This window comes from Calditerricola yamamurae (assembly GCF_054654135.1).
In genome coordinates this window covers 587,684-606,625 of record NZ_BAAIFH010000006.1, presented here as the reverse complement: position 1 = coordinate 606,625, position 18,942 = coordinate 587,684, and the positions used below count along the sequence as shown (strand labels likewise).

The window sequence follows — 18,942 nt, the reverse complement described above, 5'->3', positions numbered from 1 at the left end:
ACCCGGCTTTTTTCGTTCCGAACCTTGTCACGAGCAAGGAGTCGTGAGCAGGATGGAAAGAGAGCTGGTGTACGAGTGGACGGCGGAGGAACCGGACGCCGGGGAGCGCATCGATCGCTTTTTGGCTGCCCAGGAGGAGGACTGGTCGCGCTCGCAGGTGCAGAAATGGCTGAAGGAGGGGCGGGTGACGGTCAACGGGGAGCCGGTAAAGGCCAGCTACCGCCTCGAACCGGACGACGAGATCGTCCTGCGCGTGCCGCCTCCGAAGGACCTGGCCGTTGAGCCGGAGCCGATGGATCTGGACATCGTGTACGAGGACGGCGACGTGGTGGTGGTGAACAAGCCCCGGGGCCTCGTGGTGCATCCGGCACCGGGCCACCTGTCCGGGACGCTGGTCAACGGCCTCCTGTACCACTGCCGCGACCTGTCGGGCATTGGCGGTGTGTTGCGCCCCGGCATTGTCCACCGCATCGACAAGGACACGTCGGGCCTCCTCGTGGTGGCCAAAAACGACCGCGCCCACTTGTCGTTGGCCAAGCAGTTCAAGGACCATACCGTCACCCGCCGGTACGTGGCCTTGGTACACGGGGAGGTGGCCCACGACCGCGGGACGATCGACGCGCCGATCGGCCGTGACCCACAAAACCGCCAGCGCATGGCGGTGCTGCCGAAATCGGGGAAGCGCGCCGTCACGCACTTTGCAGTACTGGAACGGTTTCCCGCGTACACGCTCCTGGAGCTGAAGCTGGAGACGGGGCGCACGCACCAGATCCGCGTGCACATGAAGTTTATCGGTCACCCGGTGGTCGGTGACCCGAAGTACGGGCCGCGCCGGACGCTGCCCATCGACGGCCAGGCCCTGCACGCCGGGGTGTTGGGGTTTGTCCATCCGCGCACGGGAGCGTACCTGGAGTTCAATGCCCCCCTGCCGGAGGACATGGCACGGCTCATCGACCAGCTGCGTCACGCTTGACAGCTGCCGGGGCGCGTGCGATAATACAGGAGAACGTGCAGCGCCTTTAAGTTCAGTCCCGTGAGGCTGAAAAGGCGGCGATTCCCACAAGCGATTCGCACGGCAAAGCAGGATCCGGGTGGATGCCATCCGGCGTGCCGGCTGTCAAGCGGCGTGCGCCGGCGATGGAACAGCGTGGGACGCGCTTTCTGCCTCGCGGCGGAAAGCGCTGTTTTTGTGCCCGCAAGAGGGAGGTGACAACCGTGACGGTGCTCCTCGACGAGGCGGCCATCCGCCGCGCCTTGACGCGCATTGCCCACGAGATCCTGGAGCGCAACAAGGGTGTCGACGGCTGCGTGCTGGTGGGCATCCGCACGCGCGGGATCTACCTTGCCCGGCGGCTGGCCGAGCGGATCGCGGCCATTGAGGGCGTGCAGGTACCGGTAGGGGAGCTGGACATCACCCTTTACCGCGACGACCTGTCGCTCAAGAACGGGGACCAGCCCGAGGTGCGCGGTTCACACATCCCGGTTGACGTGACGGGAAAGACGATCATCCTGGTTGATGACGTGCTGTACACCGGGCGCACCGCCCGCGCTGCCCTCGACGCCATCATTGACTATGGGCGCCCGCGCATGATCCAGCTTGCCGTGCTGATTGATCGCGGCCACCGCGAGCTGCCCATCCGCCCCGACTACGTGGGCAAAAACGTGCCCACGGCGCGCAACGAAATCGTCGCTGTTCAGCTCGTGGAGGTGGACGGCCAGGACCAGGTAGTGCTGCACAAGCGGGAGACAACCGCATAAGGACAGCAGCAGCGGTATCGAAGGTTCGGACGTGGACCTTCAGGATGGAAAGAACCCTTTTAATTCAGTCCCGTGAGGCTGAGAAGGGGTTCGACGGAGCCGGCGGCCACCGTTTGCGTCTCGCATGCCCACTGGCGGCATGCCCCGTCGCAACCTCTTTGCGCCTCGCGCAAAGAGGTTTTTTTCGTGCCCAAGGCGCCCTCGGCCGCGGGACGGCAAACCCGCACCGTGCGCGGCGCACACGGACTCCGGCGTGAAGGGCGCGGGGCGCAGGGATGCAACACCAGAAGGAGGATGTGCGTATGGACGGCAAAGGCTATGTCGATGTCCATGAACGACCGGCCCTCGGCCGGCTGATTCCCCTGAGTGTGCAGCACCTGTTTGCCATGTTCGGGGCGACGGTGCTCGTGCCGATTATTACCGGCCTCGACGTTAGCGTGGCGCTGATGACCAGCGGCCTCGGGACGCTGCTGTTCCTGGCGCTGACGAACGGGAAGGTGCCCAATTACCTCGGTTCGTCCTTCGCATTCATCGGGCCGATCCTGACGGTGTCGGCGCAGCACGGCAAGGGTGCAGCGCTCCTCGGCAGCCTGTTGGCAGGTCTCGTCTACGTGGCTGTGGCGGTAGTGGTGGCCAAAACGGGCGTGCGCTGGCTGAACCGCCTGCTCCCGCCGGTGGTCATCGGCGCGGTGGTCACGGTCATCGGGCTCAGCCTGGCCACCGTGGCGGTCAACTGGGCCGTGCACGATCCGGTCGATCCGGAACGGTATTCGTTGGCGGCCGTCGAGGTGGCCCTCGTCACCCTGGGGGTGACCCTCGCCGCGATGACCGTCTTTCGCGGTTTCCTGTCCCTGATTCCGGTCCTCGTGGGCATCGTCGGGGGGTATGCCTACGCCGCACTGCGCCACCCCGGGATGATCGATGCGGCGGCCATCGCCAAGTCCCGGTGGTTCCTTAACCCGGTCACCTTCGTGCAGCAGAAGCTCCTCGTCGGCGAGGTGCTGGCGGCGATGGCCGATCCGGCCGCGTGGCTTGCTGCCCTGGTGATTGTGCCTGTGGCGTTTGTTACCCTGGCCGAGCATATTGGCCACCTGCTGGTGACAGGGAAGGTAATGGAGCGCAACCTGATGAAGGATCCCGGCCTGCATCGCACGCTGATGGGTGACGGACTGGCCACCGCGCTGGCTGCCTTCCTCGGGGGTCCGCCCAACACCACCTACGGTGAAAACATTGGCGTGCTGGCCATCACCCGCGTCTTCAGCCGTCACGTCATCGCCCTGGCGGCGCTCTTCGCCCTCGTCCTCGCCTTCTGCGAGAAGCTAAGCACGATGCTGCAGCAGACGCCCAAGCCGGTCCTGGGCGGGGTGATGATCTTGCTCTTCGGCATCATCGCCGTGCAGGGGCTGCGCATGTTCGTCGAGCACCGCACCGACTTTGCCGACCGGCGCACCATGGCCATTGCCGCGGTGGTGCTGGTGACGGGCATCGGAGGCTTTAAGCTGGAGCTGCCGGGCCTGGCCATCGACAACATCGCCATGGCCACCTTCCTCGGCATGCTGCTGCAGGCCGTCCTGCCGGGGAAGCGGCCGGCGGAACGCAGCGCGGAAACGCCGCCGGCGAAAGCGCACGCGTCATAACGAAACGGGCGAAAGGAGGAGCACCCATGCACAGGGCAAGCATAACCCGGTGGTCGGAGATGACCAACACGGACGGGACGATCCGGGAACGGGCGGCTGCCGCGGGGCGGGGAGACCATGCGTCTGCCACGGCGGCCGGATACGGCCTGATCGGGCTCAAGAGCCTGTCCAAGGACACCATCGCAGCCCTCCTGGATCGCGCCCAATGGTGGGCGGAGCGGCCGAACGAGTGGTGCGATCTTCTCCGCGGCCGGACGGTGGCCAACCTGTTCTTCGAGCCGAGCACGCGCACGCGCTTCTCCTTTGAGGTGGCGGCCAAGCGCCTCGGGGCCGACGTGCTCAACTTCAGCGCGGCGACGAGCAGCGTGCAGAAGGGGGAAAGCCTCTACGACACGCTGCGGACCCTGGAGGCGATGGGCGTGGCGGCGGCGGTGGTGCGCCTGGCGGAGACCGGTGCGCTGGAAAAGCTGGCCCCGCGCCTGACGATGCGCCTCGTCAATGCCGGGGACGGGACGGGTGAGCACCCGACGCAGGCGCTCCTCGATCTCCTGACCATTCGCCAGCACTTCGGACGCCTGGAGGGGCTGACGGTGGCCATCATCGGTGACATTCGGCACAGCCGCGTGGCGCGCTCCAACCTCTACGCCCTCACGAAGTTTGGTGCCCGCGTGCTCTTTGCCGGACCCGAGCACCTCATGTGGCACGGCCACGGCGGATTGGCCGAGGTGGTGTCCGTCGACGAGGCGGTGGAAACGGCCGACGTGGTGATGATGCTCCGCGTGCAGCGGGAGCGCCACGCCGACTCGGCGGGGGTGCCGGAGGACTACCTGGCGCGCTACGGGTTGACGGTGGAGCGGGCGCGGCGGATGAAGCCCCATGCGGTGATCCTGCACCCGGCGCCGGTTAACCGCGGGGTGGAGATCGCCGACGAGCTGGTGGAAGACCCGCGCTCGCTCATCTTCCGCCAGGTGACCAATGGCGTGGCCGTGCGCATGGCCGTTCTCGAGCGGGCCGTGCGGGGAGGGGATGCCGGGTGGGTCTCCTGATCCGCGGCGGCTGGGTGCTGGACGAACACGGGAATCCGACGCGCCAGGACGTGCTTGTGGCGAACGGGCGGATTGCTGCCCTCGGGCTGGCGCTGCCGGACGCCGGATGCACCGTGGTCGACGCGGAGGGCCTGCTCGTCCTGCCCGGCCTTGTGGACCTGCACGTGCACCTGCGCGAACCGGGCTTCGAGGCGAAGGAGACGATCGCCACCGGCACGCGGGCGGCGGCGTGCGGCGGCTTCACCACCGTGGCCTGCATGCCGAACACGCGCCCGCCCCTCGACCGGCCGGAGCTTGTCCGCTGGGTGCGCGCGAAGGCGGAGCGGGAGGGCGCCGCGCGCGTGCTCCCCTTCGCCTGCATTACGCGCGGGCAGGCCGGGCGGGCGCTTGCGGACTTCCGCGCCCTGCGCGATGCCGGCGCCCTGGCCATCACCGATGACGGCCGCGGCGTGCAGGACGCCGCCGTGATGCGCGCGGCCATGCGGGAAGCGGCCCGGCTGGGACTCGTCGTGGCCGCCCACTGCGAGGACGAGGCCCTGGCCGGGGCGGGGGTGGTGCACGACGGCGCCTTCGCCCGCCGCTGGGGCCTGCCGGGCATCCCCGCCTCGGCGGAGGCGGTGCACGTGGCGCGGGACATCGCCCTGGCCATGGAGACGGGATGCCGCTACCACGCGCTGCACCTCAGCGCGAAGGAATCGGTGGCCCTCGTGCGGCAGGCCAAGGCGCTGGGCGTGCCGGTGACGGCCGAGGTGACGCCGCACCATCTCCTCCTGTGCGACGCGGACATCCCCGCGCCGGATGCCAACTGGAAGATGAACCCGCCGCTCCGATCGCGGGAGGATCGGGAGGCACTGATCGAAGGGTTGCTCGACGGCACGATCGACTTCATCGCTACCGATCACGCCCCGCACACGGCGGAGGAGAAGGCGCGGGACCTGGCGGCGGCGCCCTTTGGCATCGTCGGGCTGGAGACGGCCTTCCCCCTCCTGTACACGCACCTGGTGGAAACGGGGATCTGCACGCTCAAGCAGCTCGTCGACTGGCTGACGGTCAAGCCGGCGCGGGCCTACGGATTGCCGTACGGACGGCTGGCTGTTGGCGCGGCGGCCGACCTGACGCTGGTCGACCGGGAGGCGGAGCGGGCAGTGGATCCTGCCGCCTTTGCCAGCAAGGGACGCAACACCCCCTTTGCCGGCTGGCGGCTGAAGGGCTGGCCGGTGCTGACGATGCTGGAAGGACGTGTGACGTGGCAGGATCCGGCGCGGTTCGCCCTGCCGGCGATGCGGTTCTAGGCCAAGGGGGCCGGAACGGGACATCCGGAAGCGGACCCGGTACGGAACGGCCAGGAAACTCGTCGGAAGAACACGACAAGGCAAAACCTTCGTCCTTTTCATATGGAAAGGGTGATCCCCATGCGCGCGCGATTGGTGCTGGAAGACGGTACGGTTTTGGAAGGCATGGCGTTCGGCGCGAAGGTCGAGCGGATCGGGGAGGTGGTGTTCAACACGGGGATGACCGGCTACCAAGAAGTGCTCTCCGATCCGTCGTACTGCGGGCAGATCGTCGTGATGACCTATCCGCTCATCGGCAACTACGGGGTGAACCGCGACGACTTTGAATCGGTTCATCCGGCAGTGTTTGGCTTCGTCGTGCGGGAACATTGCAAGGTGGAGGGGCTCCGGCACAAGACGCTGCCCGCCTTCTCCGTGCAGTTCCACCCGGAGGCCGCCCCGGGTCCGCACGACACGCGCGATTTCTTCGACCGGTTCCTCGCCCTCATCGCCCAAAGCCGGAAGGGAGGCGTGTGCCATGCCGCGCAGGGCTGATCTGAAAAAGGTGCTCGTCATCGGTTCGGGGCCGATTGTGATCGGCCAGGCCGCGGAGTTCGACTACGCCGGGACGCAGGCGTGCCAGGCCCTGAAGGAAGAGGGGCTGGAGGTGGTGCTGATCAACAGCAACCCGGCGACGATCATGACTGACACGAACATGGCCGATCGGGTGTACATCGAGCCGCTGACGGCGGAGTTCGTGACGAAGGTGATCCGCCAGGAGCGGCCCGACGGGCTTCTCGCCACCCTCGGTGGGCAGACTGGCCTCAACCTGGCCGTGGAGCTGGCCGAGGCGGGCGTGCTGGCGCGCGAAGGGGTGGAGCTCCTCGGCACCGACCTCGACGCCATCCAGAAGGCCGAGGACCGCGAGAAGTTCCGTGCCCTGATGCGGGAGCTGGGCGAGCCGGTTCCGGACAGCGCCATTGTGCACACGGTGGAGGAAGCCGTCGCGTTCGCCGAGGACGTCGGCTATCCGGTGATCGTCCGCCCGGCGTACACCCTCGGCGGAACGGGCGGCGGCATCGCCGGCGACGAGGACTCCCTGCGTGCCATTGTGGCCGTGGGGCTGCGCGCCAGCCCGATCCGCCAGTGCCTGATCGAACAGTCGATTGCCGGGTACAAGGAGATCGAGTACGAGGTGATGCGCGACGGTGCGGGGAACGGCATCGTCGTCTGCACCATGGAGAACTTCGACCCTGTCGGCATCCACACCGGTGACAGCATTGTCGTCGCACCGTGCCAGACCCTTACCGACGGCGAAGTCCAGATGCTGCGCGACGCCGCGCTGCGCATCATCGAGGCCCTCGACATCCGCGGTGGGTGCAACGTGCAGTTCGCCCTCGACCCGCACAGCGCGCGCTATTACGTGATCGAGGTCAACCCGCGGGTGAGCCGCTCGAGCGCCCTGGCCTCAAAGGCGACGGGCTACCCGATCGCCAAGATGGCGGCCAAGATCGCCATTGGCTACACGCTGGATGAGCTCCGCAACCCGGTGACCGGCCGCACCTACGCCGCCTTCGAGCCGGCCCTCGACTACGTGGTGACGAAGATCCCGCGCTGGCCCTTCGACAAGTTCACCGACGCCAGCCGCACCCTCGGCCCGCAGATGAAGGCCACCGGCGAGGTGATGGCCATCGGGCGGACCTTTGAGGAGTCGCTGCTGAAGGCGGTGCGGTCGCTGGAGATCGGCGCCTGCCACCTCGAGCTGCCCCATTTGCGGGCGGTTTCCGACGCGGAGATGGACCGCCGGCTCGAGGCGGCCGACGACGAGCGCCTCTTCCTCATCGCCGAGGCCTTCCGCCGCGGGTGGAGCGTCGACGACGTGCACGCGCGGACGAAGATCGACCGCTTTTTCCTGCATAAGATCGAAGGCATTGTGCGGTTCGAGGAGACGCTCCGCAACGCCCCGCTCGACCGCGAGACGCTGCGCCGGGCCAAGCGCCTCGGCTTCACCGACCGGAAGATCGGCGAGCTGACGGGGCGTACCGAGGGTGAGGTGCGCGCGCTGCGCAAGGCCTGGGGCATCCGCCCGGTGTACAAGATGGTCGACACCTGCGCCGCCGAGTTTGAGGCGGCCACGCCGTACTACTACAGCACCTACGAAGAGGAGAACGAGCGCGTGGAGACGGGCCGCAAGCGCGTCGTCGTCCTCGGCTCCGGCCCCATCCGCATCGGCCAGGGCATCGAGTTCGACTACGCCACCGTCCACGCCGTGTGGGCCATCCAGGAAGCGGGCTACGAGGCGGTGATCGTCAACAACAACCCGGAGACGGTCTCCACCGATTTCAACACCGCTGATCGCCTCTACTTCGAACCGCTGTACCTCGAGGACGTGCTCAACGTCATCGAGGAGGAAAACCCCGAGGGTGTCATCGTCCAGTTTGGCGGGCAGACGGCGATCAACCTGGCTGCCCCGCTCCATGCCGCCGGAGTGAGGATCCTCGGCACCGATCTCGCCCACATCGACGAGGCGGAAGATCGCGAGCGCTTTGAGCGCTTCCTGGGCCGCCTCGGCATCCCGCATCCGCCGGGGCGCACGGCCACCTCGCTGGAGGAAGCGCGCAAGGCGGCGCGGGAGCTCGGCTTCCCCGTCCTCGTGCGGCCGTCTTACGTCCTCGGCGGGCGGGCGATGGAGATCGTCTACAGCGAGGCGGAGCTCGAAGCGTACATGCGCGAGGCGGTGCGCACGAGCCCGGACAAGCCGGTGCTCATCGACCGCTACCTGCAGGGCAAGGAGCTGGAGGTGGACGCCATCTGCGACGGGGAAGAGGTGCTCATCCCCGGCGTGATGGAGCACATCGAGCGCGCCGGCGTCCATTCCGGCGACTCCATCGCCGTCTACCCGACGCAGACGGTGCCGGCGGAGGTGAAGGCGCGCGTCGTTGACATCACCACGCGCATCGCCAAGGAACTGCGCATCGTCGGCCTGGTCAACATCCAGTTCGTTGCCTGCGGCGGCGAGGTGTACGTGCTGGAGGTCAATCCGCGCGCCTCGAGGACGGTGCCCTTCCTGAGCAAGGTGACGGGCGTGCCGATGGCCAACGTGGCGACGAAGGCGATCCTTGGCCGCACCCTGCGCGACCAGGGCTACGCGGGCGGCCTCTGGCCGGAAGACCGCGCCGTGTCGGTCAAGGTGCCGGTTTTCTCCTTCGCCAAGCTGCGCCGCGTCGACGTGACGCTCGGGCCGGAGATGAAGTCGACCGGCGAGGTGATGGGCCGCGACGTGACGCTGGAGAAGGCCCTGTACAAGGGGCTCGTCGCCTCGGGCGTGCGCGTTCCCGCCACCGGCACGGTGCTTCTCACCGTGGCCGACAAAGACAAGGAAGAGGCCCTCGACATCGCCCGCCGCTTCCGCGCCCTGGGCTTCCGCCTGCTGGCCACGCGGGGCACAGCGGCCTTTCTTGCCGCCCATGGCCTGTGCGTCGAACGGGTGAACAAGCTGGAAGAAGGGGAACCCACCCTCCTCGACGTGATCCGCAATGGCGAGGCGGACCTCGTCATCAACACGCTGACGAAGGGCAAGACGCCGGCGCGCGACGGCTTCCGCATCCGCCGCGAAGCGGTGGAACGCGGCGTGCCCTGCCTCACCTCCCTCGACACGGCGCGAGCCCTCCTGCAGGTGATCGAGGCCATGACGCTGTCGGTTGTGGCCCTGCCGACGGTTGAGACGCCCCAGACGCGGGTGCTTGCGGAGGTTCGCCGGTGATGGCGGCGGAACGTCGGATTTTCGGCGATGCCGCGGCGGCGTCGGCGCGCGCGGCGGCCGAGCGCGTCATTGTCGCCCTCGACGTCCCGACGGCGGAGGAGGCCGACGCCCTGTTGGCGCGTTTGGATGGGGCCGTCCGCACCGTGAAGGTGGGCATGCAGCTTTTTTACGCCGCCGGTCCGGCCTACATCGCGTCGCTGAAGGCGCGGGGCCTGGCCGTCTTCCTTGACGTGAAGGGACACGACATCCCCAACACGGTGAAGGGGGCTATGGAAAGCCTCACCCGTCTCGGCGTGGAGATGGTCACCGTCCACGCCGCCGGTGGCCGGGCGATGCTGGAGGCGGCCCGCGACGGCGTGGAGCGGGCCCTAGCGCCGGGACAGCGCCGCCCGCTGCTCCTCGCCGTTACCGTGCTCACCAGCATCGACGCGCGGACGCTGAATGAGGAGCTCGGCGTGGCGGGCAGCGTGGAGGAAGCCGTCCTGCGTTACGCTCTCCTGGCGTGCGACGCCGGGTGCGACGGCGTCGTCGCCTCGGCGCGGGAGGTGCTGGCGGTGAAGGCGGCGTGCGGCCCCGCCTTTGTTGCGGTGACGCCGGGCATTCGTCCGGCCGGCACGGCGCGGGGCGATCAGGCGCGTACGGTGACGCCGGCCGATGCCATTCAGCGCGGGGCCGACTACCTCGTCGTCGGCCGCCCGGTGACGGAATCGCCCGATCCGCGCGCGGCGTTTGTGCAGGTGGTGGCCGAGGTGGCCGAAGCACTGGTGAACCGGGAGGGAATGAAAGCGGCGCAGGGCGATGAACGGGCCGATGGAGGAGAAAGCCAGGGCAGGGCGGGTCGGTGCCATGCGCGGAGCAACGGCGCATGACTCCAGAACCGTCGGGTTCATTTCCAGCATCTTGCACGACAAAGGAGGCGGTGGACATGGCAACCGAACGAGTGGTGCAAGGGGCGAACGCCCTTCTCACCGAGCGGGAGATCGCCCGGGCCCTGCTCGCCATCGGTGCGGTGATGCTCCGCCCCGACGCGCCCTTCACCTGGTCGTCGGGGCTGCGCGCGCCGATCTACTGCGACAACCGGCTGCTGCTGGCGTACCCCGACCTGCGGGCCAGGGTGGCGACGGCGCTGGCCGCGGCTATCCGCGATGGGAACGGCGATGTCGACGTGATCGCCGGCACGGCCACCGCCGGCATTCCCCACGCCGCGTGGGTGGCCGAGGAGCTAAAGCTGCCTATGGTCTACGTGCGGGCCCAGGCCAAGGACCACGGCAGGCAAAACCGCATCGAGGGGCGCCTGGTCCCGGGGCAGCGGGTGGCGGTCATCGAGGACCTCGTCTCCACCGGCGGAAGCAGCCTCGCCGCGGCGGCCGCCCTGCGCGAGGCGGGCGCCCACGTGGTGGGCGTGTTCGCCATCTTCACCTACGAATTGCCGGCGGCGAAACAAAACTTTGCCGCCGCAACCGTACCGCTGGTGGTCCTCTGCCGCTATTCGACCCTCCTTGATGTGGCCCGCGCCGAGGGATATGTTTCCGATGATCAGCTGGCCGTGCTTCGCGCCTGGCGCGAGAACCCGGAGCGGTGGGGGCGATAGGGGCGGGGAAGGGCGATGGTCGGCAAGCAAAATGGAACCCGGTTGCCCTCGAGGGCAACCGGGTTTTCGCGTTCGCGGGCGCTGTCCGGTCGCGCAGCGTCATGGCGCGGCGGTGGGGGAAAGGGGAAGGCCCAAACGCGCGAGGGGAGCGGCGAAAGGTTTGCCCTTCCCCTTTTCCGGATCATAGTAAACGATCAGGCAGCTCGGCTCGTGGCGGATGCCCTCCGTCTCCAGGTAATGGGCAAGGTCAAAGGGCAGCACCTCCACGTGGCAGCGTTTGGCCAACTCCGTTTCCGACAGCTGGAGGGCGGCAAATTCCGCCGAGACCGCCTCGGGCGCCTCGGCCAGGCGGCGGAGGAGGGGCTGACGCTCCTCCTTGCCCATCGCCGTCCACCAGACGGCCCGCGGCTTGTGCCGGTAATGGGTCAGGTAATCGTATTTCATGAGTCCCTCGATGACCGGCAGGTTGGGGGTGCCCCGCGCCTCCAGGAATTCGCGCAGGCGCAGGAACAGGTCTTCCAGCTGGTGGCCGATGCGGCTCCACTCCCGTTCGGCCCAGTAGTCGCCAAATTCCTGGAAGAAATCGAAGGGCGTCTCGAACGCGTGGCGCGTCAGAAATTTTACCGTCTCATCGAGGTAATGGCTATTCCAGTATTTTTCCAAGATGTCCTCGACCCGCTTGATGCTGATGACGTCGTCGAAGGAAAGGACGCGGCTGGCCAGCACCTCATAGGGGGCGTGCTCGGTGTACACGTACCCGTACTTGTCCGCGTCGCGGCGCAGGCCCGTGCCGCGCAGGAGCTTCAAGAAGCCCAGCTGCAGCTCTTCCGGTTCGAGGGCGAACACGTCGTTGAACGTTTTTTTGAAGGAAGCGTAATCTTCTTCCGGCAGCCCGGCGATGAGGTCGAGGTGTTGGACGATCTTGCCGCCTTCCTTGATCTTGCGCACGGTGCGGGAGAGCTTCTCGAAGTTCTGCTTCCGCTGGATCAGGGCGTTGGTGAGCGCGTTCGTCGACTGTACCCCGATCTCAAAGCGGAAGATGCCCGGGGGCGCGTACGCGTTCAGAAACTCGACGATCTCCGGGCGCAGGATGTCGGCGGTGATTTCGAACTGGAACACGCATCCGCCGTGGTGATCGATCAGGAAGCGAAACAGCTCCATGGCGTAGGTGCGGTGGATGTTGAAGGTGCGGTCGACGAACTTGATCGTCCTGGCCCCGTTCTGGACGAGGTAGAGGATGTCTTCCTTGATCCGGTCGAGGTCGAAGTAGCGCACCCCGTTTTCGACGGACGACAGGCAGAACTGGCAGCGGAAGGGACAGCCGCGGCTCGTTTCCATGTAGACGATGCGATTGGGGAGGTGCGGGCGGTCTTCGGGGAAGCGGTACGGCGAGGGGATACGGCGCAGGTCCAGTTTGGGCCGCGGTGGGTTGACCACCACGGTGCCGTCCGCGTCGCGGTAGGCGAGGCCCAGCACGCGCTGAAAGTTCCGCCCGCCCGCAAGTTCCGCGAGCAGTTCCTTGAACGTCTCTTCCCCCTCACCGTAGACGATGAAGTCCGCCTCAGGGATGCGCCGGAACCAGTAGTCCAGATCATACGACACTTCGGGGCCGCCGAGGACGATCTTCACGCTGGGCTTTACTTTCTTCAGGATGTGGAGGACGGGAATCGTCTGCTCGATGTTCCAGATGTAGCAGCTGAAGCCGATGACATCGGGGTCTTCCTTGTACAGGTCCATGGCGATGTTCATCGCCGGGTCCTTGATGGTGTATTCCTTCATCGTAACCGGAAACTCCGGCTCGGCGAAGCTCTTCAGGTAGCGCAAGGCCAAACAGGTGTGGATGTATTTGGCGTTCAGCGTCGTCACGATCACCTTCATCCCGACTCACCCGTTCCAAGGGATATGGGGTCTGTCCTCATCCTAGCCCAAACGCCGGCGAAGAAAAAGGGGCTGGTGCGGGCCGAATGTGCTTCACAAAGGAGCGGCATCTGCCGATAACCGTAAGAGAAGGATTGCCTTCACCCTGGCATACCGGAGGGACGACGATGGGACGTTTGCTTTCCAGCCTCTTTGCGGTTTTGGAGAAAAAGGCACCCGCGCCCGGGAGCGAAACGAAGCGTGCGCCCGAGGGTGGCGAAAAGGGAACCCTCTCCGTTGATCCTGGGACCGACCTGGCGAAACAGCTCGCCCTCATTGGGCTGACGGAAGAGGATCTGGCGGTAGCCAAGCGCTTACGGCCGATCGTCCTGCGGCACCTGGACGCCATTGTTGACCGCTTTTATGCCACCATCCTCCAGGAACCCGTACTCCGGCACATCATCCACAACCACAGCACGGTGGACCGGCTCAAGCAGACCATGCGCCGGCACATCGAGGAGCTGTTTGCCGGGAACATCGACGACGCCTTCGTGGCCAAGCGCGTCCGCATTGCCCAGGCCCACGTGAAGATTGGCCTGCCGACCAAGTGGTACATCGCGTCGTACCAGATCTTGTTCGACGCCCTCTTGGCGGTGCTTGATCAAGAGCTGGACGACCGGGACACCTTCGTCCGCGCCGCGCATGTCACGAGCAAGCTCCTGAACGTGGAACAGCAGCTGGTGCTGAACGCGTATGAGGAAGAGAACGCGCGCCTTCGCGCCGAGCAGGAAGAGGCGAAGCGGGACGTGGAACGCAAAGTTCACGAAACGGTGGAGGTGCTCGCCGGCATCGCTGAGGAGACGAGCGCATCGATCGAGGCGCTGACGGCGCAGGTGGCCCGCATGGTCGAGCTGGCCAGGCAGGGAGCGGAACGGGCAGAAGCGGCGGAACGCCATTCGCAAAGCGGCAAGCAAAAGATGGAACACCACCGGGATACCCTCAAAAGCGTGCAGGAGAAGATGGCAACGATCGTCCACCTGTCGGAAGAGATGAACAACATCTCCACACAAATCGGCGAAATCGTCCACCTCATCGAGTCCGTCGCCGACCAGACCAACCTGCTGGCGCTCAACGCGGCGATTGAGGCGGCACGGGCTGGCGAACACGGGCGCGGATTTGCCGTGGTGGCCGACGAGGTCCGGAAGCTGGCCGACCAGGCCAAACGCTCGTCGGCGGACATCGCCGACCTCATCGAGCGGACGAAGCACCAGATCCACTCCTTGTCCCAGTCGGTCGACGAGGCCAGTCAGATGATGAACGACGGCAATGCCAGCATGGCCGAAACGGAACGGTATTTTGAGGAAATCCTGCGGGCGATGGGCGAAAGCCGTGTTCAGACGGACAAACTGGAGGCCGAGCTGGCGTCGTGCCATCGCGTGATCACCGACATCTCCACGGCTGCCGGTCAGGTGGCCCAACTGGCAGACAACTTGAGCCAAACGGCGAAGGTGCTGGCGTAGCGTGGCTGCCTCGAGCGGCTTGACGTGTGTGCGACCCTTCCCGCCTGCTGTCCCTGCCGCACGTGTCCAGGCTTGGTGCGTGAGGCAGGGATCGTTTTTTTATCGTCGCCGTGTGGATTTCTCCTTGACCGGTCTTACCATGCGGACGTATGTTGAACTTGAAAGCGAGTGATTACTCACTTGCATCATCGATGCCAATCGGCAAAGGGGGAGGGCCATGAACGATCACAGCACGAGGCGGGTACGCACGTGGCGGAAAACCGGAGGGACTTGGCGTCGCGCGGGCTGGGCGGCGCTTCTCCTGGCCGTGATGGGGCTGGCCGGGTGCAGCGAGAACCCTTCCGACATTTTTTCCGGCACGATCGAAGGGCGCGAGGTGCCGGTGATGGCCCAGGTGGCGGGCACGGTGGTTGCGCTGCAGAAGGGCGAAGGGGATGCCGTCACGCCCAACGACGTCCTGGCCAAGCTGGACGACGCCCTCTTGGCGTGGCAATTGAAAGAGGCCGAGGCCGCCCGCGACGCGGCGGTGGCGCAGTGGGAAGCGGCGAAGGATCGCCATGCGGCATCCCATGTGCTGCGCCAGCTTCGGGCCCAGAAAGACCAAGCCCAGGCGCGCATGGAACAGATCAAGGTACAGTTGGCACGAACGACCGTTCGTTCGCCGATTTCCGGTATCATCGTCCATCGCCATGTCGAGGTGGGTGAGGTGGTGCAGCCGGGGGCGCTCCTCTTCACCGTCCTCGATCCCACGGATCTGGAGGTGACGGTCTACGTGCCGGAGCCGGAGCTGCACCGCGTGCGGGTGGGCAAGCCGGTGACCGTTCGTGTCGACGCCTATCCGAACCGGACATTCGCCGGGAAGATCGTGCGCGTTAGCAACCGTGCCGCGTTCACGCCCGATAACGTGCAGACGCCCGACGAGCGGGCCAAAACGGTGGTTGCCGTCACCGTGGCCTTGACCGAAGGGGAGAAGGAACTGAAACCGGGCATGCCGGCCGACGTGATCATCCCCGCCGACGAGCCGTCCACAGCCTCGTGATGCGCCGGTGTGGAAAGGGGGAGGATCCGATGGAGGCGGCCATCTCGTGCCAGAGGCTGACCAAGGTGTTCGGGAAACGGCGGGCCGTTGAGGACATTACCTTGTCCATCCCGGCGGGGAGCATCTACGGGTTCCTCGGCCCCAACGGCGCGGGGAAATCGACGACGATCCGCATGCTGTGCGGATTGCTCACCCCCACGTCGGGAACGGGGCAGGTGCTGGGCTACCGTATTCCCGATCAGGCCGAGGCGGTGAAACCGCTCATCGGCTACATGTCGCAAAAATTCAGCTTGTACGAGGATTTAACGGTCGAGGAAAACCTCGACTTCTATGCCGGCATCTACGGGCTTTCGGCCCGGAACGCCCGCCGGCGCAAGAAGGAGCTCATTGCGCTGGCCGGTTTGCGCGGTCGGGAGCGCCAGCTGGCCGGCCAGCTGTCTGGCGGTTGGAAACAGCGCCTAGCCCTCTGCTGCGCACTGCTGCACCGGCCGCGGGTGCTCATCCTCGATGAACCGACGGCGGGGGTTGACCCCGTCTCCCGCCGCATGTTTTGGGACATCATCCGGTCCTTGGCCCGGGACGGGATTACCGTCCTCGTCAGCACCCATTACATGGACGAGGCCGAAATGTGCGACCGGGTGGCGTTTTTCCTCAACGGCCGCCTGCTGGTGGAAGGAACACCGCAGGCGCTGAAGGAGCAGATGGGCAAGTCGCGCCTCGACGATGTCTTTTGGGAACTGATGCAGACGGCGGAACGAAGGGAGGCGGAAGCGTGAGGGGCCGGGGGTTGTCCTGGCGCCGCTTTTGGGCCATTGTGAAAAAGGAACTGCTGCACATCCGCCGGGACCGGGCCAGCCTGGGCATTGCCCTCGTCATGCCCTTGGGGCTGCTTCTGTTGTTCGGCTACGCCATCAACACCGACGTCGAACGGCTTCCCACGGCAGTGTGGGACCAGAGCCAATCAAAGGCGTCGCGCGAGCTGATTGCCGCCTTCCAGGCAAGTCGTGCCTTTGACATCCGGTATACCGCCGCGAGCTACCGCGACATCCAGGCGCTCCTCGACGCCGGGGCGGTCAAGGCCGCGCTGGTCGTTCCTCCCGACTACGCGGCACGTCTGGCGGAAGGCCACCCGGCGAAGGTGCAAGTGCTCCTCGACGGATCGGATCCAACCGCCGCGCGCACGGCTTTTTCCGCGGCGCAACTGATCGTTCAACACCACGCGCGTGCCGTGCAAGAGGCGCGAATGGCCAAGGAGGGGCTTGGTCGGCTGGCGGTGCCGATTGAGGCGGAAACGCGGGTGTTCTACAACCCCGATATGGACAGTGCGGTGTTCAACATCCCCGGGCTGATCGGGTTGATCCTGCAGAATGTCACCGCACTGCTCACGGCCTTTTCCCTCGTGCGGGAAAAGGAGAGGGGCACGATGGAGCAGCTCATCGTGACGCCGGTGCGACCGGTGGAGCTTATTGTCGGGAAGTTGACCCCGTACGTGGCGATTGGCCTTTTTTCCTTCATCGTGGTGGTGGCCACCGGCGTGCTGTGGTTCGGCGTGCCGGTGAAGGGGAGCGTGTCGCTCCTGATCGGCTTGGGGATGCTGTACCTCGTTGCCATCCTGGCTGTCGGCATGCTCATTTCCACCGTGGCCAAAACCCAGCTGCAGGCGATGCAGATGACCTTTGTGTTCATCCTACCGAGCATTTTGTTGTCCGGGTTCATCTTTCCGCGGGAAACGATGCCGTGGCCCATTTACGCCTTTGGTGAGCTGATCCCCCTCACCCACTTCCTCGTCATCCTGCGCGGCATTTTCCTGAAGGGCGTCGGCCTTGATGTCCTGTGGCCCGAAACCCTCGTCCTGTGTGCCTTTACGCTGCTGTTCTGCGGGCTGGCCGTGCTGCGGTTCCGCAAACGACTGGGGTAACGGAGGGAACGCGGGGTGGACCGTTGGGAAGACACGATGGCCAAATGGTTGGCGGAGCTGGAACACGAGGAAGAGATGACCGACAAGCAGCGCGCCATCCTGCGGGCGGCGGTGAAACTCTTTTCGGAAAAGGGATTTCACGCCAGCTCCACCAGCGAAATTGCCAAGGAGGCCGGCGTGGCGGAGGGGACGATCTTTCGCCACTACAAGACGAAAAAGGACATCTTGCTGGCCGTTGTTGTTCCGCTGCTGGTGAAGTTTCTGTCGCCGCGGATGCTGCGCGACGTGCAGGCGATTTTCGGCGATCCGTCGTTGTCCACGGAGGAAACCCTGCGGCGGGTGTACAAAAATCGGCTCGAGCTGGTGGAGCAGAACTGGGACCGGTTCCGCATCCTCCTGCAGGAAGCCGCCTTCCATCCGGAGATTCGCGAGGCGATCATCGAACATATTGCCAAGCGCGCCCGGGCCCTCATGACGGCGTTCGTGGAGAAGAAGATCCGCGACGGCGAGTTTCGCAACCTGCCGCCGGCGGTCATTGTCCGCGTGGGCTTCTCCCTCCTGGCCGGCTATGTGTTCTTCAAGCACATCGCCTTTCCGGACGAGGGGATCAAGCTGGACGACGAGGAGGAGATTGCGCTCATGGTGGACATCCTTCTGCATGGCGTCCGCAATCCGCACCGACGGGACGAGGAAGAGTAGGGGCCCTTGGTGGCGAGGTCAGACGATGGAGCCCCATCCAAGATGGCTCAGCAGGTCCACGTCACGCGATGCCTCCAGTGGAGGTTCCCTCCGCGCGTGCGCGGGATGGGCCTCGTTTACACGGCACGGCTGTCGCGCGCGTGTGCCCACTTGGGCGATGCGAGGGCGACGCGTTCTCTCTTGCACGTGCGGAGCCCGTCGTTGACGGGATCGGTGAAGGGGACGTACCATGGAAACAGGCAAACCGTCGTCGGGAGGATGCCCGGTAGTTTTCGCATGAAAGGGCGATGACCGTGAACCGTGTGCCAGACCATGGGCAGGCGCTCCATGCGCTGGGCCATGGCATTCGCCGTTTGAATCTGCAGATGAAACGAGTGTTCCTGGCGGTAGCCCAGGAAGGGGCGTTGACGCCGGGCCAAATCAGGCTGTTGTTTCATCTGGCCCAGGACGGGACAGGCAAGGTTTCCGACCTTTCCGACCGCTTGGGCATTACGCCGGGTGCGGTGACGGGGATGGTGGACAAGCTGGAGGAGCAGGGGCTGGTTGAGCGGGTGCGCAGCCGGAATGACCGGCGGGTGGTCCACGTGCGGCTGACCGACGCCGGGCAGCGGCATGTCGAGCAGGTGCGGGCGCGCTTCACGCACATTTTGAGCGAAGCCTTCAAAGAGGTTCCGACTGCTCGCGTGGCCGAGATGAGCGCGGTGATCCACGCGGTCGCCGATGCGCTTGAGCGCCATTTTGAGCAAAAGGCAAACTGATGGCACAGCAAGGTGTACGCTGCCGTTGCTGTCGAGTGGCAGGCACACCAAAAGGATACCGTGCGCTGGAAACGGGGATGCGGAA

The 18,942-nt window shown here is 65.9% G+C and carries 16 protein-coding genes; 15 read left to right on the top strand and 1 reads right to left on the bottom strand.

Going from position 1 to position 18,942, the window contains the following annotated elements:
- Positions 1-52: 52 nt before the first annotated feature.
- The 9 genes from ACYQ0Z_RS09285 (at position 53) to pyrE (ending at position 11,066) form a co-directional block, all read left to right on the top strand.
- On the top strand, positions 53-973 hold the full coding sequence (locus ACYQ0Z_RS09285) for an RluA family pseudouridine synthase (protein ID WP_459867143.1): 921 nt from the start codon (positions 53-55) through the stop codon (positions 971-973).
- Between the two features lie 233 nt (positions 974-1,206).
- The gene (gene pyrR, locus ACYQ0Z_RS09280; protein ID WP_459868850.1) at positions 1,207-1,758 is read left to right on the top strand and encodes a bifunctional pyr operon transcriptional regulator/uracil phosphoribosyltransferase PyrR; all 552 of its coding nucleotides are present in this window, start codon (positions 1,207-1,209) and stop codon (positions 1,756-1,758) included.
- 302 nt (positions 1,759-2,060) lie between these two features.
- Positions 2,061-3,395: a solute carrier family 23 protein gene (locus ACYQ0Z_RS09275; protein WP_459867140.1), complete on the top strand. Its 1,335-nt coding sequence runs from the start codon at positions 2,061-2,063 to the stop codon at positions 3,393-3,395.
- 26 nt (positions 3,396-3,421) lie between these two features.
- The gene (locus tag ACYQ0Z_RS09270) at positions 3,422-4,441 is read left to right on the top strand and encodes an aspartate carbamoyltransferase catalytic subunit (RefSeq protein WP_459867137.1); all 1,020 of its coding nucleotides are present in this window, start codon (positions 3,422-3,424) and stop codon (positions 4,439-4,441) included.
- Positions 4,429-5,733 (top strand): dihydroorotase, encoded by a 1,305-nt coding sequence (locus tag ACYQ0Z_RS09265; RefSeq protein ID WP_459867134.1) that lies wholly within the window; start codon positions 4,429-4,431, stop codon positions 5,731-5,733. Before ACYQ0Z_RS09270 ends, ACYQ0Z_RS09265 begins: the two co-directional genes overlap by 13 nt.
- Positions 5,734-5,853: 120 nt before the next feature.
- Entirely contained in the window at positions 5,854-6,267 is a 414-nt protein-coding gene (locus ACYQ0Z_RS09260; RefSeq protein WP_459867131.1) for a carbamoyl-phosphate synthase domain-containing protein, read from the top strand.
- A complete protein-coding gene (carB, locus tag ACYQ0Z_RS09255; RefSeq protein ID WP_459867128.1) occupies positions 6,251-9,475 on the top strand; it encodes a carbamoyl-phosphate synthase large subunit in 3,225 nt (1,074 codons plus the stop codon). The genes ACYQ0Z_RS09260 and carB overlap by 17 nt, the downstream gene beginning before the upstream one ends.
- A complete protein-coding gene (gene pyrF, locus ACYQ0Z_RS09250; RefSeq protein ID WP_459867125.1) occupies positions 9,475-10,344 on the top strand; it encodes an orotidine-5'-phosphate decarboxylase in 870 nt (289 codons plus the stop codon). Before carB ends, pyrF begins: the two co-directional genes overlap by 1 nt.
- A gap of 56 nt (positions 10,345-10,400) precedes the next feature.
- Positions 10,401-11,066 (top strand): orotate phosphoribosyltransferase, encoded by a 666-nt coding sequence (gene pyrE, locus ACYQ0Z_RS09245; protein ID WP_459867122.1) that lies wholly within the window; start codon positions 10,401-10,403, stop codon positions 11,064-11,066.
- A 99-nt stretch (positions 11,067-11,165) separates the two neighbouring features.
- Here pyrE and ACYQ0Z_RS09240 read toward each other — a convergent pair whose 3' ends face one another.
- Positions 11,166-12,944, bottom strand: a complete 1,779-nt coding sequence (locus ACYQ0Z_RS09240; RefSeq protein WP_459867119.1) for a B12-binding domain-containing radical SAM protein — start codon at positions 12,942-12,944, stop codon at positions 11,166-11,168.
- Positions 12,945-13,111: 167 nt separating this feature from the next.
- Between ACYQ0Z_RS09240 and ACYQ0Z_RS09235 the strand changes: the two genes are divergently transcribed.
- The 6 genes from ACYQ0Z_RS09235 (at position 13,112) to ACYQ0Z_RS09210 (ending at position 18,857) form a co-directional block, all read left to right on the top strand.
- Positions 13,112-14,443 carry a protoglobin domain-containing protein gene (locus ACYQ0Z_RS09235; protein ID WP_459867116.1) on the top strand — a complete coding sequence of 444 codons (1,332 nt, stop codon included), beginning with the start codon at positions 13,112-13,114 and terminating at the stop codon, positions 14,441-14,443.
- A gap of 217 nt (positions 14,444-14,660) precedes the next feature.
- Positions 14,661-15,482: an HlyD family secretion protein gene (locus ACYQ0Z_RS09230; protein WP_459867113.1), complete on the top strand. Its 822-nt coding sequence runs from the start codon at positions 14,661-14,663 to the stop codon at positions 15,480-15,482.
- A gap of 29 nt (positions 15,483-15,511) precedes the next feature.
- Positions 15,512-16,258, top strand: a complete 747-nt coding sequence (locus ACYQ0Z_RS09225; RefSeq protein WP_459867110.1) for an ABC transporter ATP-binding protein — start codon at positions 15,512-15,514, stop codon at positions 16,256-16,258.
- Positions 16,255-17,400 (top strand): ABC transporter permease, encoded by a 1,146-nt coding sequence (locus tag ACYQ0Z_RS09220; RefSeq protein WP_459867107.1) that lies wholly within the window; start codon positions 16,255-16,257, stop codon positions 17,398-17,400. The genes ACYQ0Z_RS09225 and ACYQ0Z_RS09220 overlap by 4 nt, the downstream gene beginning before the upstream one ends.
- A 15-nt stretch (positions 17,401-17,415) precedes the next feature.
- Positions 17,416-18,099 (top strand): TetR/AcrR family transcriptional regulator, encoded by a 684-nt coding sequence (locus ACYQ0Z_RS09215; RefSeq protein WP_459867104.1) that lies wholly within the window; start codon positions 17,416-17,418, stop codon positions 18,097-18,099.
- 293 nt (positions 18,100-18,392) lie between these two features.
- A complete protein-coding gene (locus tag ACYQ0Z_RS09210) occupies positions 18,393-18,857 on the top strand; it encodes a MarR family winged helix-turn-helix transcriptional regulator (protein WP_459867101.1) in 465 nt (154 codons plus the stop codon).
- Positions 18,858-18,942: the final 85 nt, after the last annotated feature.